The sequence below is a fragment of the Burkholderia glumae LMG 2196 = ATCC 33617 genome, from assembly GCF_000960995.1.
GTDB classification, from domain to species: Bacteria; Pseudomonadota; Gammaproteobacteria; order Burkholderiales; family Burkholderiaceae; genus Burkholderia; species Burkholderia glumae.
Window position 1 is genome coordinate 3,567,257 of record NZ_CP009435.1, and the last position, 17,616, is coordinate 3,584,872.

The window sequence follows — 17,616 nt, forward strand, 5'->3', positions numbered from 1 at the left end:
TGAATCGGGCGGCCCATGGCGATTCAGGCCGCCGTCCCGCTTCAAAATAAAAACACCCTCAAACCACCCGATCACGCGTGCCGCATTGCGGCACATGATGACGCGCGCCTGCGGCACGGTGCTTCGACTTACCGGCGACACGCCACGACATTCACGCGGCGCGGATGATTTGATCGCGCGCCGGAATTCTTCAAGGCAATTTCGATGACGACGATCGTATTGGCAGGCGGTGGTTTATCGAGCTGGTATGTGGTGGGACGGCTGATCGAACTCGACCAGCCCGTCGAAGTGTGGTTTGCGGACGCGGACCAGTGCGACGAAGCGCTGGCCGAGCCATTCGTGCGCTATCTGGAGCAAAACCGGATTCCGTTCGCGCGGCAGGACATTCGCGCCGAACTGGCGGCGACGCGCGCGCTTTCCTCGCGCAGGCGCATCCGGTGATCTGGATGACCGGCCTGCCCGGCGCCGGCAAGAGCACCATCGCGAAGGCGCTGCATGAAGCACTGAAGGCGCGCGGCGTGCGCACCATCATCCTCGACGGCGACACGCTGCGCGGCGGCCTCTGCTCGGACCTCGGCTTCAGCGCCGCCGACCGCAACGAGAACATCCGCCGCTTCGCGCACGTCGCGGCGCTGTTCCGCCAGGAGAGCTACGTGGTGATCGTGGCGACGATCTCGCCGCTGCAGGCGCACCGCGACCTCGCGCGCGGCATCGTCGGCGAGGGCTTCGTCGAGACCTTCATCGCCACGCCGCTCGACATCTGCCGCGAGCGCGATCCGAAGGGCATGTACGCGAAGGCGATGCAAGGCAAGCTCGCGCAGTTCACGGGCGTGTCCGATACCTACGAGCAGCCCGGTGCGGCCGACGTCACGGTCGACACCTCGCAAGAGGAGGTGGCTGCCTCGGTCGAGCGCATCGCCGGACAGCTGCGCCGGCAGCGTCGGACCGCGGTGGCCTGAGCAGCCGCGCCGCGTCGCTACGCGGCGGCGCGGCCACCACCCCCGGCATGGTCCGCCCGCGGCATCCGTACTGGTTGTTCCGGGCCGCAACCGTACCGCCGCCAGGTGCGTGCGCGGGCCAATACTCGGCAGCCCGACACCCCAGCGCACGAGGCGCGCAAATGAAGACGATCGGCCTGATCGGCGGGATGAGCTGGGAATCGTCGGCGGAATACTACTGGCTGATCGACCGGCATTCGAAAGCGCTGCACGGCGGCCACCACAACGCGAAGAGCGTGCTGATGACAGTCGACTTCGCCGAGATCGAGGCGCTGCAAAGCGCGCACGACTGGCCCGCGCTCGGCGCCTGCATGGCCGACGCGGCGCGCCGGCTGGAGGCGGCCGGCGCCGATTTCGTGGTGCTCGACACCAACACCATGCACCGCGTGGCCGACTCGATCGCGGCGGCCGTGACGCTGCCGTTCCTGCACGTCGCAGACCTGGCCGGCGCGGAGCTACTGTTGTCGCCGGCGTTGGCGACGAACAGGCGCGTGCCGCCGGGCGAGACGATCACGCTGTTGTTGCTGGTCAGCGCCTCGGCCGCAACAATGTTGCCCATGAAGTAGTTCACGCCGTTGGTGCCGCAGACGCGCGTCGCGACGCTCGGCTTCGCCGTCGGCGTACCGTCCGCATCCGAATGAAATGCAGCACCGCGTTCTGCGGGTCCTTGGTCTGCGCGAACAGCTGCGCGGTCTTGGCGGCCGCGGGCGGCGTGACCGGCGCGGTGGGCACGGTCGGCGTGGTGGGGCCGGCACGTCGTCGCCGCCGCCGCAGGCCGCCAGAACCGCTGCCATCATCAATGCCGTCACCAGCTTGAGCTTCATCCGTTTCACCTCTTCGTCAGTATTCGAATGGCCGCTTGCACGCCGGCGCGATGGCACGGACAGCGGGCGGTTCAGGCGCGACCGCGATGGCCTCGCTTCGATCGCGCGCCACTCGATTCGGCACCGCCGCGACTTCGGCTACAGCTCCTTGCCGAAAATTATTTCGCGCCGCGAAAGACAATGCCCGTGGTCCCTCGCGAGACCACGGGCATTGTGGTGAGACGGCACACGGCGCGACAAGCGCGCCGCGGATTCGACGGCGCGCCGCTTACTTGGACATCGCGTCCGAAGCCGAATGCGACATGCCCATCGCGTCGTGCTTCTTCATCTTGCTGCCCTTGCCCATCGAGTCGTGCTTCATCGCGCCCTTGCTCATCGAGTCGTGCGACATGCCATCCTTGCTCATCGAGTCATGCGACATCGCATCGTTGCCCATCGCACCGCTTGCCTGCGTGAACGCCGCCGACGCGCCAAGACCGAGCGTTGCCACCATGACCGCCGTGATCAGTTGCTTCATGAGATTTCTCCTTGCCGGGTAAAAAAAGATCCGGGGGAACCGGATCGGTTCGCGGTTCGTATCGCGCAGCCGTCAGGCTCCGCCGAACCAGTTGTAGCCCTGATCGACCCAATAGCCGCCGGGGTAAACATTCGTCACGAAAATTTCGACGATGTGTTTCGGGTTCTTGTAGCCGAGCTTGGTGGGAATCCTCAGCTTCATCGGATAGCCGTATTTCGCCGGCAGCCGCTGGCCGTCGTAATCGAACGCGAGCAGCGTCTGCGGATGCAGCGCGGTGGCCATGTCGATGCTCTCATAGTAGTCGTCCGCGCAGCGCACGCCCACGTATTTCGCGCTCGTGTCGGCACCCACGCGCCGCAGGAAATCGGCGAACGGCGTGCCGCCCCAGCGGCCGATCGCGCTCCAGCCTTCCACGCAGATGTGCCGCGTGATCTGTTCGGCGTGCGGCAGCGCGTAGAGTTCGGGCAGGGTCCAGACGCGCTGGCCCGTCACGAGGCCGCCGAGCCTGAGCCGGAAGTCCGCGCCGTCGACCTCCGGCACCTCGTCGATGCCGTAGAACGCGTTGAACGGGAACGGCCGCGTGATCTGCGCCTCGCGATAGGTGGGCGCGAGCGCATGCGGATCGAACAGCGCGGCCTGCACGCGATCGTTCAGGCGCGACACGGCGCTCAGGAAGCCGTCGACCGAGGCATCGTCGGTGAGCGTGCAGCCGGTCAGCATCGACAAGCCGCCGAGCGTGATCAGGCGCTTGCCGAACAGCCGGCGCGAGGGCATCGCGAGTTCGCGGCGCGCGTCGGCCAATACGATGTCGCGTTCGGCGCGCGTCAGCGCTTGACTCGTTTTTTTCATCTGCATTCCTCGATTTCTCTCGGCATGTCGCCGGATCGCTCCAGCGGCTCGGCGGCTCAGTGTCCACGCAGCATCGTCAGCAGCGAACGCGGCACCAACGCGACCATCGCGACATGCACCACCAAGAACGCGGCCATCACGGCCATCGCGCAGAAATGCACGACGCGGGCGTTGTCGTAGCCGCCGAACAGGTCGCGCAGCAGCGGAAACTGCACCGACTTCCAGATCGCCAGCCCCGACAGCACCAGCACGATCAGGTCGAGCACGACCGCCAGGTAGGCGAACTTCTGCACCGCGTTGTAGTGGCGCGGATCGTCGTGCGAGAGCCGCCCGCGCAGCGCCGCGCGCAGGTCATGCAGCACGGCGCGCGGCGACAGCGGCAGGAAGCGCGCCGGAAAGCGCCGGCTCACGAGGTTCGCCGCCAGATAGAAGATGCCGTTGAGCATCAGCAGCCACATCGCGGCGAAGTGCCATTGCAGCGCGCCGCCGAGCCAGCCGCCGAGCGTCCACGAGGGCGGAAACGTCAGGCCCGGGAACACCGGCGAGGCGTCGTAGATGCGCCAGCCGGACAGCATCATCAGCAACGCGGCCAGCGCGTTGAGCCAGTGCGAGACGCGCAGCCAGACCGGATGGACCGGTCCCGCCGCTGCCGGCCCGCGAGCCTCAGCCGGCCGAATCGAGGAGAGTGTCATGTCGAGTACCACGCGAAATCCGTTCACCGCCATCCATTGCCGGCGCGCGCCGGCCAAGATCGCGCCGCGCCGGGTGCCGGACGGCACGCTCGGCCGCCGGTCACAACCATCAATTCGACGGGCCGGCCGCGCCGGTTACAGCGGCGATCAAATAAATATCGAAGGGAACGGGTCATGCGACGCGCAGGCGCGGCGCGGACGCGGCGCAAGGCCGGGGGAGACGGCACCGATTCGAGGCGAGCAGGTGGCACGCTTGCGACGAAAAATACCTTCGGCTATTCTAAAACACCTGTTCTAAAACCTTTGTTCGTAAACTCGAGCCGTCGCACCCAGGCGCGCGGTCCGCGCCGCTCAAGGTCGATGCCAGCCCGGCGGCGGCGCCGTTGCGCACCGCCATCACAGGACACCCCTTGTACGCAGCGGAAGACCGCCTGAAAACGCTGTTCGTCAGCGGACTCGATGGCGATGCCAAGGCCTATCACGGCTTTCTGCAGGAGCTGACCCGTCACTTGCGCGGCTACCTGCGCAAGCGCATTCCGCAGCTGCACGACGACGTCGAGGATCTCGTCCAGGAGATCCTGCTCGCGGTCCACCACGCGCGGCACACCTATCGCACCGACGAGCCGCTGACCGCCTGGGTCCACGCGATCGCGCGCTACAAGCTGATGGACTTGTTCCGCTCGCGGTTCCGCCGCCAGGCGCTCGACGTGCCGTTCGACGACGATCACGAAGCCCTGTTCACCGCCCCCGACGACGAGCCCGCCCAGGCGCGCCGCGACATCGGCAAGCTGCTCGCGCATCTGCCTGACAAGCAGCGGCTGCCGATCCTGCACGTGAAGCTCCAGGGGCTGTCGGTAACGGAGACGGCCGCGCTGACCGGCCTCTCGGAATCGGCCGTGAAGGTCGGCGTGCATCGTGGGCTGAAGGCGCTGGCCGCGCGGATCCGGGGCGAACGATGAAAACCGGGGAAGGGATCGGCCGGCGTACTGCTGGGGCAGGCCTGCTGCGCGGGTAGCGCGACCGCGGCAGGCTCAGGCCACCCTGCGTCGCACACGCGGCCTGGCCGGCGGCAACGCGGCGCCGATCACCGCGAGCGCGGGGCGCACGGCGCCTTCCAGCAGCGCACGCTGCGGCCGCACGCGCGCCAGCACGCGCAGCCCTATCAGCATCGTGAACAGCATCTTCGCGACGTCCCCGGCGACGAGTCCGGCCGGAATCGTGCCGTCGGCCTGCCCGGCCTTCACGCAGCGCAGGAAGAAAGACTCGATGTCCTTCAGAGTGGTTTCGAGCGCGTCGCGAAACCCGTAGTCGTGCCGCGCCAGCTCCATCGAGGCGTTGACGATCAGGCAGCCGCGCCGCTGCGGGTCGTGCACGCTCAGGCGGATGATTTCGCCGAACAACGCGGCTATCGCATCGCGCGGCGGCAATTGCGTCTCGAAGCGATGCTCGCGCTCACGAAAACCGCGGGCAACGTAGCGCTCGAAGGCCCGCTCGTAGAGCGCGCGCTTGTCGCCGAACGCGTTGTAGACGCTCGCGCCCGTCATACCCATCATCGCGGCCAGCTCGCGCACCGAAGTGGATTCGTAACCATGCGACCAGAACTGCGCGATTGCGGCGTCGAGCGCGGCGTCCTCGTCGAATTCGCGTGGGCGGGCCATCGCTTGATTCCTCCGTGGATTCGTCCCGGCGGCAAGCCTGCGCCGGACATCGCATTTTAGTGCAATCGTTCTGGAATGCCCGCGCCGCGCCGAGCGCGCTCCCTGCCGCGTGCCGCGGCCGCTCGCGATCCGGAGCGCTTCCCGATGCCCGCATCCACGACCTCGCCCCCCCGCAACGGCTCGCCGCGCTCGGCGTCACGCTGCCCGCCCCGCTGCGTCCGGCTCGTTCGAGCATGGCGAGCCGGTGATCGGCCTGCTCGCTGCCGCCCTGTCGCGCGGCTCGACCGGCAGAGGCGCCTAGTCTGCCTCGAAAGGGGCTGCGGGCTTGGCCACCTGCCGCGCTGCACGCGGCCGATTCTCGCGGCAGGCGCCGGGGCGCCGCTCACCGCGCATCCGCAGGTCGCCAGCGGCGCGCGGCCCGACAAGATGGCAAGGTAATCGAAGGGGGGGGGGCAATACGTGACGTGCGATGCGCGCAGGGCTTGCGACCGGCGCGCCGGAAAACAAAAAACCCGGCATCGGGCCGGGTTTCTGTCGAACGAATCGCGCAAGGTCTGGGCGCGGCACAGGTTCGTTGTGTTTGGTTGCGGGGGTAGGATTTGAACCTACGACCTTCGGGTTATGAGCCCGACGAGCTGCCAGACTGCTCCACCCCGCGTCAGAGAAATGCAAGTATATGGGTGTTGAGCATTCGTGTCAAACACAATCGCGCAAAACATTGCACGCGCGCGCCGCGGGCTGAGCCGATCCTCTGCGCTGGTACACTCCCCGTCGTGCCGCGCGGCCCGCGCCGCCGGCCTCGCCTCGGATCACCACGGACCCCCGCCTCCCGATGAAAATCGCCACCTGGAACGTCAACTCCCTGAACGTGCGCAAGCAGCACGTGCTCGACTGGCTCGCCTCGAGCCAAACCGATGTGCTGTGCCTGCAGGAACTGAAGCTGCCCGACGAAAAATTCCCGAAGGCCGACCTCGAGGCGGCCGGCTATCGCAGCTGGTTCACGGGCCAGAAGACCTACAACGGCGTGGCGATCCTGGTGCGCGACACACTTGGCGTGGACGAGACCGACGTGGTGAAGAACATCCCCGGCTTCGAGGACGCGCAGCAGCGCGTGATCGCGGCAACCGTCAACGGCGTGCGGATCGTCTCCGCCTATTTCCCGAACGGCCAGGCACCCGGCACCGACAAGTTCGCCTACAAGATGCAGTGGCTCGATGCGCTGCAAGCCTGGCTCAAGGACGAACTCGCGCGTCATCCGAAGCTCGCGCTGCTCGGCGACTACAACATCGCCCCCGAGGATCGCGACGTCCACGATCCGGCCAAGTGGGAGGGCCAGAATCTGGTGTCGCCGCAGGAGCGCGCGCACTTCGCGGCGCTGCTCGGGATGGGCCTGGTCGACGCGTTTCGCCGCTTCGAGCAGCCCGAGAAGACCTTTACGTGGTGGGACTACCGGATGCTCGGCTTCCGCCGCAACGCGGGGCTGCGGATCGACCACATCCTGCTGTCGCCGGCGCTGGCCACGACGCTGCGCGCCTGCGAGGTGGACCGCGAGCCGCGCGGCTGGGAACAGCCGTCCGATCACGCGCCCATCTTCGCGCTCGTCGAATGAGCCTGCCCGTGCGCAACACGCGCGCGGGCACCGTCACGCGCCGGTTCGGCCGCGCGCCGCGTCAGCCCTTGGCTGGGGCCGGCCCCAGATGGGTCCAGAGGAAGCCGAACTCGGCCGCGTCCGATTCGGCGCGTTCGAGGTCGTCGGCGCTGCCGTGGCCGCCGTCGGTGTTCTCCCAGTACCAGATCTGCTCATGACCGAGCGACTGCATGCGCGCGGCCATCTTGCGCGCATGGGCGGGATGGACGCGATCGTCGCGCGTCGAGGTGGTCAGCAGCAGCGGCGGGTAGACCACGTCCGCGCGCACGCGCTGGTACGGTGAATAGGCGGCCAGCGCCGCGCCCTGCAGCGGGTCGTCGGGATCGCCATACTCGTCGATCCAGGCCGCGCCCGCATGCAGCTTCGGATAGCGTCGCATGTCGAGCAGCGGCACCTGGCAGAGCACCGCGCCGAACAGCTCGGGCCGCTGCACCATGCAGGCGGCCACCAGCAGCCCGCCGTTGCTGCCGCCCTCGATGCCGAGCTGCGCGGCGGTGGTCACGCCGCTCGCGATCAGATCCTCGGCCACCGCGATGAAATCGTCGAACGAGCGCTGCCGGTGCTCGCGCTGCGCGTCGGTATGCCAGCGCGAGCCGAATTCGCCGCCGCCGCGGATGTGCGCGAACGCGGCCACGCCGCCGCGTTCGAGCCAGGCGATGCCGAGCGCGTCGCTATAGGCCGGCAGGTTGGGAATCGCAAAGCCGCCGTAACCCGACAGCAGGCAAGGCCGCGCCGTGCGCGCCGCCCCGTTGCCCGGCTCGAGCGCATCGCGCGGACCGATCAGCGTGTAGGGCACCGCGGTGCCGTCGCGCGAGCGCGCCGTGGCGCGCCGCACCACGAGCCCGGCCGAGTCGAACTGCACCGGCGGACGGTCGAGCAACACGCGGCGCGCGGCGGCATCGTCGGCCCGGTCCGCGAGATCGGCGAGCCAGCACTCTGGCGGATCGAGGAACGTGTCGGCGTCGACGAACACCTCGTCGCCGAGCGTCGATTCGACCGGCTCGAGATCGATCTCGGCCTCGTTCGGCCAGGCGAACGGCCGCGACTCCCAGCGCCAGCCGCCGCCGTCCTGCAGCACGGGCTGCCAGAGCAGCGTGCGGTTGCGCACGTCGTCGAGCCAGCTCGCGATCAGCAGCCCCTGCGTGTGGGTCCAGGTGCAGGCCGAGGTGGACGGCCCCGGCGCGAACAGCGTCGTAAACCCTCGCGCGCCGGCCAGGAACGCGTCCTCGCGGATTGCCAGCAGCGAGCCGCCGGCATGCCGCGTGCCCTCGCAATCCCAGTCGAGGCGCGGCTCCAATATCAGCCAGCCGCGCCAGAAGCCGACCACCACATGCGCGGGCACGTCGTAGCGCGCCCAGCTGCCGTCGGCGGCCAGCCGGTAAGTATGGACATCGAAGAAATCGACGCTGCGCCACGCGGTGTGGCGCTCGTCGATCGGATCGTAGCCGGCGCCGGCACTGATGTCGTCGGGCTCGCCGCGAAACACGACGGGCGCCTCGGCGAGCGCCGTGCCGCGTGTCCAGCGCCGCACTTCGTAGGGATAGCCGGCTTCGGTGACGGACGCCGCGTCGCGCTCCCAGCTGACGTAGACGGTGTCGCGATCGATCCAGTCGATGGTGTGGTTGCCGGGCGAGTCGATCGTGAAGCCGTCCGTCACGAAGCAGCGCCGCGTCAGGTCGAACTCGCGGATCACGACCGCATCGGCCCCGCCCGGCGACAGCGACAGCAGCGCGCGGTCGCCGTCGGGATAGAGGATCGCGTCGTGCTCGAACACCCAGGACTCGCGCTCGTGCGCGCCGAGCGCGTCGACGTCGAGCAGCACGTCCCAGTGCGGCTGGCCGGCGCGCCAGTCGTCCCAGCGCGTGCGGCGCCAGAGCCCCTTCGGATGCCGGTCGTCCTGCCAGAGATCGTAGGCCCACTCGCGCCAGCGTGCCGGAATCACCGGGCGCTCGCGCGGCAGGTAGGCCTGCGCGAGGCGCGCGACCAGCGCGCGATAGGCCTCGTCGTCGCGCAGCGCGGCATGCGTGCGCGCGTTCTGCGCCTCGACCCAGGCGCGGGCGCGCCGGCTGTCGAGCGATTCGAGGAACTTGAACGGATCCGGCCCGGCGGGCCAGTGAAGCGAATCGGACATCTCGGGTTCGGCTGGAAGGCAAACCCCGATTATGTCCGATCGTGCGGCAGGCGGTGAAAGCGCGGCGAAGGACGCCGCCGGGCCGCCGCCGAATGGGTGGTCGCATTGCGCCACGGGCGGCTGCGTTCGACCCCGAACGACGCGCCGGCCAGCCGCGGCCGGCGCGCGCTGCTCAAGGCTCCAGATGCAGTTCCTGAATCTTGCGCGTGATCGTGTTGCGGCCGATGCCGAGCCGCTCGGCCGCCTCGACCTTGCGCCCGCGCGTGAAATCGAGCGCCTCGCGGATCACGGCGGCCTCGAAGCGCCGCGCGAGTTCGTCCATCACGTCGGCCGAATTCTCGCGCAGCAGGCGCGCCACCTCGCTGCGCAAGCCCTGCTCCCAGGCCGGATTGCTCGACGCGGCGGGCGCGGCCGGCACCGGCACCGCGGCCGTCGCGCTGTTGGGCAGCGCGTCGGTGCTGGCGGCCACGGCCGCCGGCGTCACGCCCTCGCCGGGCGCGGCCTGGGCGGGACCGAGATCGGGCGGCAGGTCCTTGATCTCGACGGTCTGCGCCGGCGCCATCACGGTCAGCCAGTTCGCGAGGTTCTCGAGCTGGCGCACGTTGCCGGGGAACGGCAGCGCGCTGAGGTAGGCGAGCGCGTCGTCGGACACGCGCTTGGGCTCGACGCCGAGATCGCGCGCGCTCTTCTGCAGGAAATGCTTGGTCAGCAGCGGGATGTCCTCGCTGCGCTCGCGCAGCGGCGGCAGCCTGAGCCGGATCACGTTGAGGCGATGGTACAAGTCCTCGCGGAACAGGCCCTGGCGCACCCGCGATTCGAGGTTCTGGTGGGTCGCCGCGATCACGCGCACGTTGGCGCGCAGCGGATTGTGGCCGCCCACGCGGTAGAACTGCCCGTCCGACAGCACGCGCAGCAGGCGCGTCTGCAGATCGAACGGCATGTCGCCGATTTCGTCGAGGAACAGCGTGCCGTTCTCGGCCTGCTCGAAGCGGCCCTGGCGCGTGGTCTGCGCGCCCGTGAACGCGCCGCGCTCATGGCCGAACAGCTCGGACTCCAGCAGGTCCTTCGGGATCGCCGCGGTGTTCAGCGCGATGAACGGCCCGTTCGAGCGCGGGCTGTGACGGTGCAGCGCGCGCGCGACGAGCTCCTTGCCGGTGCCCGATTCGCCGGTGATCAGCACGGTCGCGGCCGAGTGGGAGAGCCGGCCGATGGCGCGGAACATGTCCTGCATCGCGGGCGCCTGGCCGAGCATCTCGGGCGCCTCGGTGAGCTTGTCGTCGTCGGGCACGCCGCCGCGCAGGCTTTCCTCCACCGCGCGCCGGATAAGCTCGATGGCCTTGTCGACGTCGAACGGCTTGGCCAGATATTCGAACGCGCCGCCCTGGAACGCGGCCACCGCGCTGTCGAGGTCGGAGAACGCGGTCATGATGATGACGGGCAGCCCCGGCAGGCGCTCGTGCATGGCCTGCAGCAGCTCGAGGCCCGAACCGCCCGGCATGCGGATGTCGGACACCAGCACCTGCGGCGATTCATGATCGAGCGCGGCCAGCGCGTCGCGCACGTTCGAAAAGCTCCGGGTCGCGAAGCTGTCGCGTGCGAGCGCCTTTTCAAGCACCCAGCGGATCGATTGGTCGTCGTCTACTATCCAGATCGGCTTCATAGGTCGGTCAGATGTCTCAGTGAGTCGCGGCGCCGCCGCTCAATGGTCGAGCGGCAGCAAAATCTGAAATTCGGTGCGGCCCGGACGGCTTTCCACCTCGATCGTGCCGTCGTGCTGCTGCACGAAGGTCTGCGCGAGCGTGAGGCCGAGGCCGCTGCCGTCCTCGCGCCCCGACACGAGCGGGTAGAAAATCCGATCGCGGATGTCCTCGGGAATGCCGGGACCGTTGTCGATCACGTGCAAGTCCAGTGCCAGCTTGAACAGTTTCTTGCCGATCGTGATCTTGCGCGCCACGCGCGTGCGCAGCTCGATGCGCGCGTCGCCCTGCGCGATCCGCTCGCGCAAGGCCTGTGCGGCGTTGCGCACGATGTTGAGCAGCGCCTGGATCAGCTGCTCCTTGTCGCCGCGCAGGTCCGGCACGCTGACGTCGTAGTCGCGCTCGATGGTGAGCCCGCGCGGGAATTCGGCGAGCATCACGGCGCGCACGCGCTCGCACACCTCATGGACGTTCACGTCGCCGACGATATGCGGATGCCGGTGCGGTTCGAGCAGCCGGTCGACCAGCGTCTGCAGCCGGTCCGATTCCTTGATGATTACCTGGGTGTATTCGCGCAGCTCGCCGCGCTCGCGCTCGCCGAGCTCGAACTCGAGCAGCTGCGCGGCGCCGCGGATCCCCCCCAGCGGGTTCTTGATCTCGTGCGCGAGATTGCGGATCAGGTGCTTGTTGACCGCGGTCAGGTCGTGGATCCGCTCCTCGCGGTCGGTGCGCGACTGCCGCTCGTTCTCGAACAGCTCGACCAGCACGTAGTCGGGCGCGTCCTCGAGGAAACCGACGATCGCATGCACGTGCAGCGCCTCGCGGCCGGGCCGCTCGAGCACGGTGTCGAGATGGGTGGCCTGGAAGCGCCCCTCGCCGATCGCGGTGATGGTGGTGGCCAGTTCGGTGGAATTCGGAAACAGGTCGCTCCACGGCATCTGCGCGAGCTGGCGGCGCGAGATGTCGAGCATCGACTCGGCCGACGGATTCGCGAATGCGATGCGCAGCGTGCGGCGGTCGAGCACCAGCACCACCGTGGGCAGTGCCTCGAGCCCCGCGAGCAGCCCCGAGCGGAGCAGCCGCTCATCGTCCGACAGCCGCTCCGGCTGCCCTGCCCTGGCCTTGATCAGATTCTTCAGAACCATCTTGCTTGGGAACCCGTTCCTTGCTGAAAAAACCCTGCAACGAAAAAGGGACGGCCGGAGGCCGTCCCCTTCGCATGTTCGCGGCTCACGGCAGCGCGCGGCTGCCGTGGGCCGGACGGCGGGGCGGCGCTTCGCTCGATGACGTGACGAAGCGCCATCGCCGCTTACAGCGAGTAGTACATCTCGAACTCGACCGGGTGCGTGGTCATGCGGAACTTCGCGAGTTCCTGTTCCTTCAGGCCCAGGTACGCGTCGATCATCGCATCGGTGAACACGCCGCCGCGCGTCAGGAACTCGCGGTCCTTGTCGAGCGCTTCGATCGCCTGGTCGAGGCCGGCGCACACGGTCGGGATCTTCGCATCCTCTTCCGGCGGCAGGTCGTACAGGTTCTTGTCGGCGGCCTCGCCCGGATGGATCTTGTTCTGGATGCCGTCCAGGCCGGCCATCAGCAGCGCCGAGAAGCACAGGTACGGGTTGGCCATCGGGTCCGGGAAGCGCGTCTCGATGCGGCGGCCCTTCGGGTTCGACACGTGCGGAATGCGGATCGACGCCGAGCGGTTGCGTGCCGAGTAGGCCAGCTTGACCGGTGCCTCGAAGTGCGGGACCAGACGCTTGTACGAGTTCGTGGTCGGGTTCGTGATCGCGTTCAGCGCGCGCGCATGCTTGATGATGCCGCCGATGTAGAACAGCGCCGTTTCCGACAGGCCCGCGTAGCCGTTGCCCGCGAACAGGTTCTGGCCGTCCTTCCAGATCGACTGGTGAACGTGCATGCCCGAGCCGTTGTCGCCCACCACCGGCTTGGGCATGAAGGTGGCCGTCTTGCCATACGAGTGCGCGACGTTGTGGACGATGTACTTGAGCCATTGCGTCCAGTCGGCGCGCTCGACCAGCGTCGAGAACTTCGTGCCGATTTCGTTCTGGCCCTGGCCCGCCACTTCGTGGTGATGCACTTCGACCGGGATGCCGATCTGCTCGAGCAGCAGGCACATCTCCGAACGCATGTCCTGGAACGTGTCGACCGGCGCGACCGGGAAGTAGCCGCCCTTGGTGCCCGGACGGTGGCCCGTGTTGCCGCCTTCGAATTCCTTGCCCGACGACCACGGGGCTTCCTCGGAATTGATCTTCACGAAGGTGCCCGACATGTCCGTGTTCCACTGGACCGAGTCGAAAATGAAGAATTCCGGCTCCGGACCGAAGAACGCCGTGTCGCCGATGCCGGTGCTCTTCAGGTAGGCTTCGGCGCGCTTGGCGAGCGAGCGCGGGTCGCGCTCATAGCCCTTGCCGTCGGCCGGCTCGACCACGTCGCAGGTCAGCACCAGCGTCGATTCCTCGTAGAACGGGTCGATGAACGCCGCCGCCGGATCCGGCATGAGCAGCATGTCCGACGCTTCGATCCCCTTCCAGCCGGCGATCGACGAACCATCGAACGCATGGCCGCTCTCGAACTTGTCTTCGTCAAAAGCCGACACCGGCACCGAGACGTGCTGTTCCTTGCCGCGCGTATCGGTGAAGCGGAAATCGACAAACTTGACGTCCTCGTCCTTCACGAGCTGCATGACGTCGGCGACGGTTTTACTCATAACCTCTTCTCCTGGATTGAACAATTCCGGCGGACTGGGACCGCCTCCGTTAAGCGGATTGCGCCGGCTTCCGCGCCTGAGCGCAGCGGTGGCCGACATGACCGCGACATTTAAAGCAGCTTCCATGCCACCGATGCGCCAAGTCGGCGCGACGCGCTGCAACCCGCGCCGCGACGGGGATGCCGCGCGCGCTTTCGGGGCTTCGCGCGTCCACGGCGGCACACCGCACGCACCAAATATAAGCAAAAATACGGCAAGCGCACCAAATCAATGCGAATCCCATGACGAAATGCCATTACGCACCATTTTGGTGATGCCGCGCGCCCTCGCCCGGCACGCTAGAATGCCGGTTCGATTCGCAACCGGAACGTCCGACATGACCACGCTCGACCAGCTCTACGCGCAAGCCGATCAACGCCGCGCCGATGCCAAGCTCGCCTATGCCGGCGCGCTGCTGCCCGACGAAGCCTTCGCCTTGCTGCAGTTGGACCCCGCGGCGCGGCTGGTGGACGTGCGCACGCGCGCCGAGCTCGACTGGGTCGGCCGTCCGCTGGTGGGCGACAGCCAGTATGTCCACGTCGAATGGACGCGCTACCCGGGCGGCGTGCCGAACCCCGACTTCATCGAGCAGCTGAAGGCTCAGGCGCTGGCCGGCACCCCCATCGTATTCCTGTGCCGCAGTGCGGCGCGCTCGAAGCTGGCGGCCGTGGCTGCCGCACAGGCCGGCTTCACGAAGGCGTTCGACATCCTGGAAGGCTTCGAGGGAGCCAAGGACGAGCACGGACATCGCAAGACCGTGGAAGGCTGGTGCCATCGCCAGCTGCCCTGGATCGGCGCTTGAACCTTGCCTGCCATCGTCCGGCCGGGCGATGACACACCGATGACGGGCCGCGCCGCGCGGCCCGCGTCGTTTCCCGCCGGCCGAGCGGCTGGCGCGGCGCGTGCGCGCCCGCTCAGCGGGAAGCCGCCTCGGGTTCGACGATGTCGCCGCCGAGCTGATGGACGCCCTCGCGCAGCTTCACGAACGCGGCGGCCACGGCCTCCGGCTCGCCCTTCACGCCGAGGTCGATATGACGCCGCGCGTAGATGCCGCCGCGCTCGGCATCGCCCACGCTCGGCAGGCTGAACACGCGCACGCCGGCGAAATCGCGCTCGATCTGCTCCATCAGCGGGGTGAGCGTCGACTCCGGCAGCTCGAACACCAGCACCGAACGCTCGGCGAACGGCGTGGCGTGATGCAGGTGCGCGTACTGGGTATCGAGCACCCACTCCATCATCGGCCAGGCCATCACCGGGAAGCCCGGCACGAAGTGGACGTTGCGGCACGAAAAGCCGGGGATCTTGTTGTAGCCGTTCGGAATCAGCGTCGCGCCGGCCGGGAACGTGCCCATCTCGAAGCGGTGACGGTTCTCGGGCGAATCGAAATCGATCGGCACCGAGGCGTCGCCATGCATCTCGCGAATCCGCTCCGAGATCAGTTGCTTCGCCTGCGGATGCAGTTCGAGCGGCACGCCGAGCGCCGCCGCCGCGCACTGGCGCGTGTGGTCGTCGGGCGTGGCGCCGATGCCGCCCGTCGAGAACACGATGTCGCCGGCCGCGAACGCACGCTTGAGCGCGGCCGTGATGCGCTCGCGCGAGTCGCCCACGTACTCGGCCCAGTCGAGCGCGAGGCCGCGCGCGCCGAGCAGCTCGATGAGCTTGGCGAGGTGCTTGTCCTGGCGGCGACCGGAGAGGATTTCGTCGCCGATGATGATGATGCCGATACTCATTCGTGCCTCGTCGGAACTAGGAGATGCGCGACGGCGGCCGCGCGCAGGTCCTGCAGCGCCTGCAGGCAATAGAAACCGAACCACAGCGCCGAAAACACGAGGATGAACGCATAGACCCAGATCATCGCCGCCGCGACGAACGGGAACAGCACCATCATCCAGATCGACGATACCCAGACGAACGTCGGCACCGTGCCGAGCAGCCCGCTCGCGATGCCGATGCCGATCAGCGGCCAGCGGTGGCGGCGCACCAGCGAGCGCCGCTCGTCGGCGCTCGCGTGCAGCGCGAGCGCGTCGTAGGTCATCACGCGGTAGGTGAGCCAGCCCCAGATCAGCGGCGGCAGCAGCGCGAAGAAAGGCGGGATCAGCCACAGCGGCAGCGTGAGCACCAGCAGCACGATGCTGGCGAGCGCGGCCCACAGCGAATTGAACACGCTGCCGTACCAGCTGCCGCCGCGCTTGGCCTCGAGCTGCGCGAACGGACGCCGCGACAGGTGGCCGATCACGACCGGCATCGAGATGCCGGCGATCAGCAGCAGCACGGTCAGCACGATCAGCGGAATCGCCGCGGCCACCACCACGAACGGCGCCACCACCGCGTGCAGTTGCGGCACGCCGATCGCGCCGAAGAACCGGTAGAGCCAGGCGGTCAGCGCGAAGCCGTCGAGCGCGACGCGCGTGAAGCCGACGAGCGGCTGCCAGGCGAACCACAGCACGAGGCCCCAGCCGAGCGCGGCGACGAAAAACGGCATGAAGGTGAGCCAGAGCATCCGCGGGTGCAGCGCGCTTGCGAATGCCCGGCCGAAGGAGCGCAACAGATCGGTCATGCGAGCCTGGTCGAGAAGAAATCGGGAACGCGCAGCAAGGATAAACCAGGCGGCGCCCGCGCGCCAAAACGGTGAACGCGCGCGGCCGGACGGCCGAGGCAGGGAAACGGGGGCCGACCGCAGCCGGCATCGGCCGCGCCGCCGCAGCGACGCAGGCCGCCGGGCCGCCCGCGCGGTCGAGCGGCATGGCGCGCCGCCGGCGCCGATGAAGCCGTCAAACGGAGAACACGAACGCGGCACGGCGCCAGGCGCCGCCGGTGGCGTCAGGCGCGGGCCATCGGGCCCTGATCAGGCCCTCTCGGCCGATACGCGCGGCGCGCGGCGCGCCAAGCGCCGCGCGATGCGCACCATGGCGAGCCAGTGCTGGGACCAGAAGCCCTCGCCATACGACACGCCCTGATATTGATCGCGGATGCCGGTGGGCTCGAGCGTGCGGTTCCACGAGGCGGTGCGGAACAGCATGTCCCACCAGGGAAACAGCACGCCGAAGTTGCAGCCGTAGGCGGTGCCCTCGTGGCCGTAGCCCACCGCGTGGTGGCGGCGGTGGAACGCCGGGCTCACCAGCAGGCGTTCGGCGAGCCGGCCGAACGGCAGCACGGCATTGGTGTGCTGGATGCTCTGCAGGAAGTTCGACACGGCGGTCAGCACCACGAACTGCGACGGCGGCACGCCGATCACCAGCGCGATCGCGGCGAAGAAGCAGCCCTGGATCAGGTCGTCGAGCAGGTGGTTGCGGTCGTCGGACCACAGCGACATCTGGCGCTGGCTGTGATGCACGGCGTGCAGCTCCCACCAGAGGCCAAAGCGATGCTGCCAGCGGTGGTACCAGTAGCCGGCGAAATCGAGCACGACGAGGTAGATCGCGAACGCGACGAGCGGCTGCGAGGTCACGCCGGGCCACAGCGTGTCGAGATTGAGGTTCGCGATGCCCTTCATGCGCAGCCACGACTGGAAGCCGTCGAACAACGGCTGCATCACGAAGAAGAAGAACAGCGTGAAGATGCCGAGCTTGGCGATCAGCGTGTAGATCACGTCGACGCGCGTCTCGCGGCGGTGCGCCCAGCGCTCGGCCGGGCGCAGCGCCTCGAGCGGGCGCAGCAGCGCGTACATCGCCACTACCTGCAGCGCGCCCACGATCACCCAGTAGAGCGCGTCGTAGGTATCCTCGTCGTAATCCATCAGGTCGAACCTGAACAACGCCGGCTGGACCACGTCGACATAGAGCCAGGTCTGCAGGTTCGACACGAAGGTGTCGAGCATCGAGGCGATCGCGTGAAGCAT

At 68.2% G+C, this 17,616-nt stretch carries 17 protein-coding genes, 1 tRNA gene and 1 pseudogene; 7 read left to right on the forward strand and 12 right to left on the reverse strand.

What is annotated here, in order from left to right:
• Window positions 1-204: 204 nt before the first annotated feature.
• The 3 genes and pseudogenes from KS03_RS28490 to KS03_RS28500 all read left to right on the forward strand — a co-directional run.
• Window positions 205-441: a hypothetical protein gene (locus KS03_RS28490; protein ID WP_217908203.1), complete on the forward strand. Its 237-nt coding sequence runs from the start codon at window positions 205-207 to the stop codon at window positions 439-441.
• Window positions 442-446: 5 nt separating this feature from the next.
• Window positions 447-959, forward strand: a complete 513-nt coding sequence (gene cysC / locus KS03_RS28495; RefSeq protein WP_045678988.1) for an adenylyl-sulfate kinase — start codon at window positions 447-449, stop codon at window positions 957-959.
• Between the two features lie 161 nt (window positions 960-1,120).
• Window positions 1,121-1,456, forward strand: a pseudogene (locus KS03_RS28500) (aspartate/glutamate racemase family protein); the annotation flags it as partial.
• Between the two features lie 634 nt (window positions 1,457-2,090).
• Here the strand turns inward: KS03_RS28500 and KS03_RS28505 are convergent.
• The 3 genes from KS03_RS28505 to KS03_RS28515 all read right to left on the reverse strand — a co-directional run bounded on the left by KS03_RS28505 (window position 2,091) and on the right by KS03_RS28515 (window position 3,880).
• Window positions 2,091-2,339, reverse strand: coding sequence for a pentapeptide MXKDX repeat protein (locus KS03_RS28505; protein WP_017432487.1), 249 nt, complete (start codon window positions 2,337-2,339; stop codon window positions 2,091-2,093).
• Between the two features lie 72 nt (window positions 2,340-2,411).
• Entirely contained in the window at window positions 2,412-3,194 is a 783-nt protein-coding gene (locus KS03_RS28510; protein ID WP_015876438.1) for a molybdopterin-dependent oxidoreductase, read from the reverse strand.
• 50 nt (window positions 3,195-3,244) lie between these two features.
• A complete protein-coding gene (locus KS03_RS28515; RefSeq protein ID WP_167343617.1) occupies window positions 3,245-3,880 on the reverse strand; it encodes a cytochrome b/b6 domain-containing protein in 636 nt (211 codons plus the stop codon).
• On the opposite strand from KS03_RS28515, the gene KS03_RS32205 reads away from it, so the two are divergent.
• Both KS03_RS32205 and KS03_RS28520 read left to right on the forward strand, forming a co-directional pair.
• Window positions 3,879-4,178 carry a hypothetical protein gene (locus KS03_RS32205; RefSeq protein ID WP_162486902.1) on the forward strand — a complete coding sequence of 100 codons (300 nt, stop codon included), beginning with the start codon at window positions 3,879-3,881 and terminating at the stop codon, window positions 4,176-4,178. The genes KS03_RS28515 and KS03_RS32205 overlap by 2 nt on opposite strands.
• Window positions 4,179-4,290: 112 nt before the next feature.
• Complete coding sequence (locus KS03_RS28520) at window positions 4,291-4,839, forward strand: sigma-70 family RNA polymerase sigma factor (protein WP_015876440.1); 549 nt, start codon at window positions 4,291-4,293, stop codon at window positions 4,837-4,839.
• A gap of 72 nt (window positions 4,840-4,911) precedes the next feature.
• Here KS03_RS28520 and KS03_RS28525 read toward each other — a convergent pair whose 3' ends face one another.
• Together KS03_RS28525 and KS03_RS28530 are read right to left on the reverse strand one after the other, a co-directional pair.
• Window positions 4,912-5,538, reverse strand: a complete 627-nt coding sequence (locus tag KS03_RS28525; RefSeq protein WP_015876441.1) for a TetR/AcrR family transcriptional regulator — start codon at window positions 5,536-5,538, stop codon at window positions 4,912-4,914.
• A gap of 581 nt (window positions 5,539-6,119) precedes the next feature.
• Window positions 6,120-6,196, reverse strand: a tRNA-Met gene (locus KS03_RS28530).
• Window positions 6,197-6,370: 174 nt separating this feature from the next.
• Here KS03_RS28530 and xth point away from each other — a divergent pair.
• Window positions 6,371-7,147 (forward strand): exodeoxyribonuclease III, encoded by a 777-nt coding sequence (gene xth / locus KS03_RS28535; RefSeq protein ID WP_015876442.1) that lies wholly within the window; start codon window positions 6,371-6,373, stop codon window positions 7,145-7,147.
• 61 nt (window positions 7,148-7,208) lie between these two features.
• Here xth and KS03_RS28540 read toward each other — a convergent pair whose 3' ends face one another.
• From KS03_RS28540 to glnA, 4 genes are all read right to left on the reverse strand, one after another.
• Window positions 7,209-9,317 carry a prolyl oligopeptidase family serine peptidase gene (locus KS03_RS28540; protein WP_017432490.1) on the reverse strand — a complete coding sequence of 703 codons (2,109 nt, stop codon included), beginning with the start codon at window positions 9,315-9,317 and terminating at the stop codon, window positions 7,209-7,211.
• Between the two features lie 172 nt (window positions 9,318-9,489).
• Window positions 9,490-10,977: a nitrogen regulation protein NR(I) gene (gene ntrC, locus KS03_RS28545; RefSeq protein ID WP_015876444.1), complete on the reverse strand. Its 1,488-nt coding sequence runs from the start codon at window positions 10,975-10,977 to the stop codon at window positions 9,490-9,492.
• A gap of 39 nt (window positions 10,978-11,016) precedes the next feature.
• The gene (gene glnL, locus KS03_RS28550; RefSeq protein ID WP_015876445.1) at window positions 11,017-12,159 is read right to left on the reverse strand and encodes a nitrogen regulation protein NR(II); all 1,143 of its coding nucleotides are present in this window, start codon (window positions 12,157-12,159) and stop codon (window positions 11,017-11,019) included.
• A gap of 164 nt (window positions 12,160-12,323) precedes the next feature.
• Entirely contained in the window at window positions 12,324-13,739 is a 1,416-nt protein-coding gene (gene glnA / locus KS03_RS28555) for a type I glutamate--ammonia ligase (RefSeq protein ID WP_015876446.1), read from the reverse strand.
• A gap of 376 nt (window positions 13,740-14,115) precedes the next feature.
• Here glnA and KS03_RS28560 point away from each other — a divergent pair, with 376 nt between their 5' ends.
• Window positions 14,116-14,580 (forward strand): rhodanese-like domain-containing protein, encoded by a 465-nt coding sequence (locus KS03_RS28560; RefSeq protein WP_015876447.1) that lies wholly within the window; start codon window positions 14,116-14,118, stop codon window positions 14,578-14,580.
• 112 nt (window positions 14,581-14,692) lie between these two features.
• Here KS03_RS28560 and KS03_RS28565 read toward each other — a convergent pair whose 3' ends face one another.
• From KS03_RS28565 to KS03_RS28575, 3 genes are all read right to left on the reverse strand, one after another.
• On the reverse strand, window positions 14,693-15,508 hold the full coding sequence (locus KS03_RS28565) for a competence/damage-inducible protein A (RefSeq protein ID WP_015876448.1): 816 nt from the start codon (window positions 15,506-15,508) through the stop codon (window positions 14,693-14,695).
• Window positions 15,505-16,335 carry an EI24 domain-containing protein gene (locus KS03_RS28570; RefSeq protein ID WP_015876449.1) on the reverse strand — a complete coding sequence of 277 codons (831 nt, stop codon included), beginning with the start codon at window positions 16,333-16,335 and terminating at the stop codon, window positions 15,505-15,507. The genes KS03_RS28565 and KS03_RS28570 overlap by 4 nt, the downstream gene beginning before the upstream one ends.
• 288 nt (window positions 16,336-16,623) lie before the next feature.
• Window positions 16,624-17,616 (reverse strand): sterol desaturase family protein, encoded by a 993-nt coding sequence (locus KS03_RS28575; RefSeq protein WP_015876450.1) that lies wholly within the window; start codon window positions 17,614-17,616, stop codon window positions 16,624-16,626.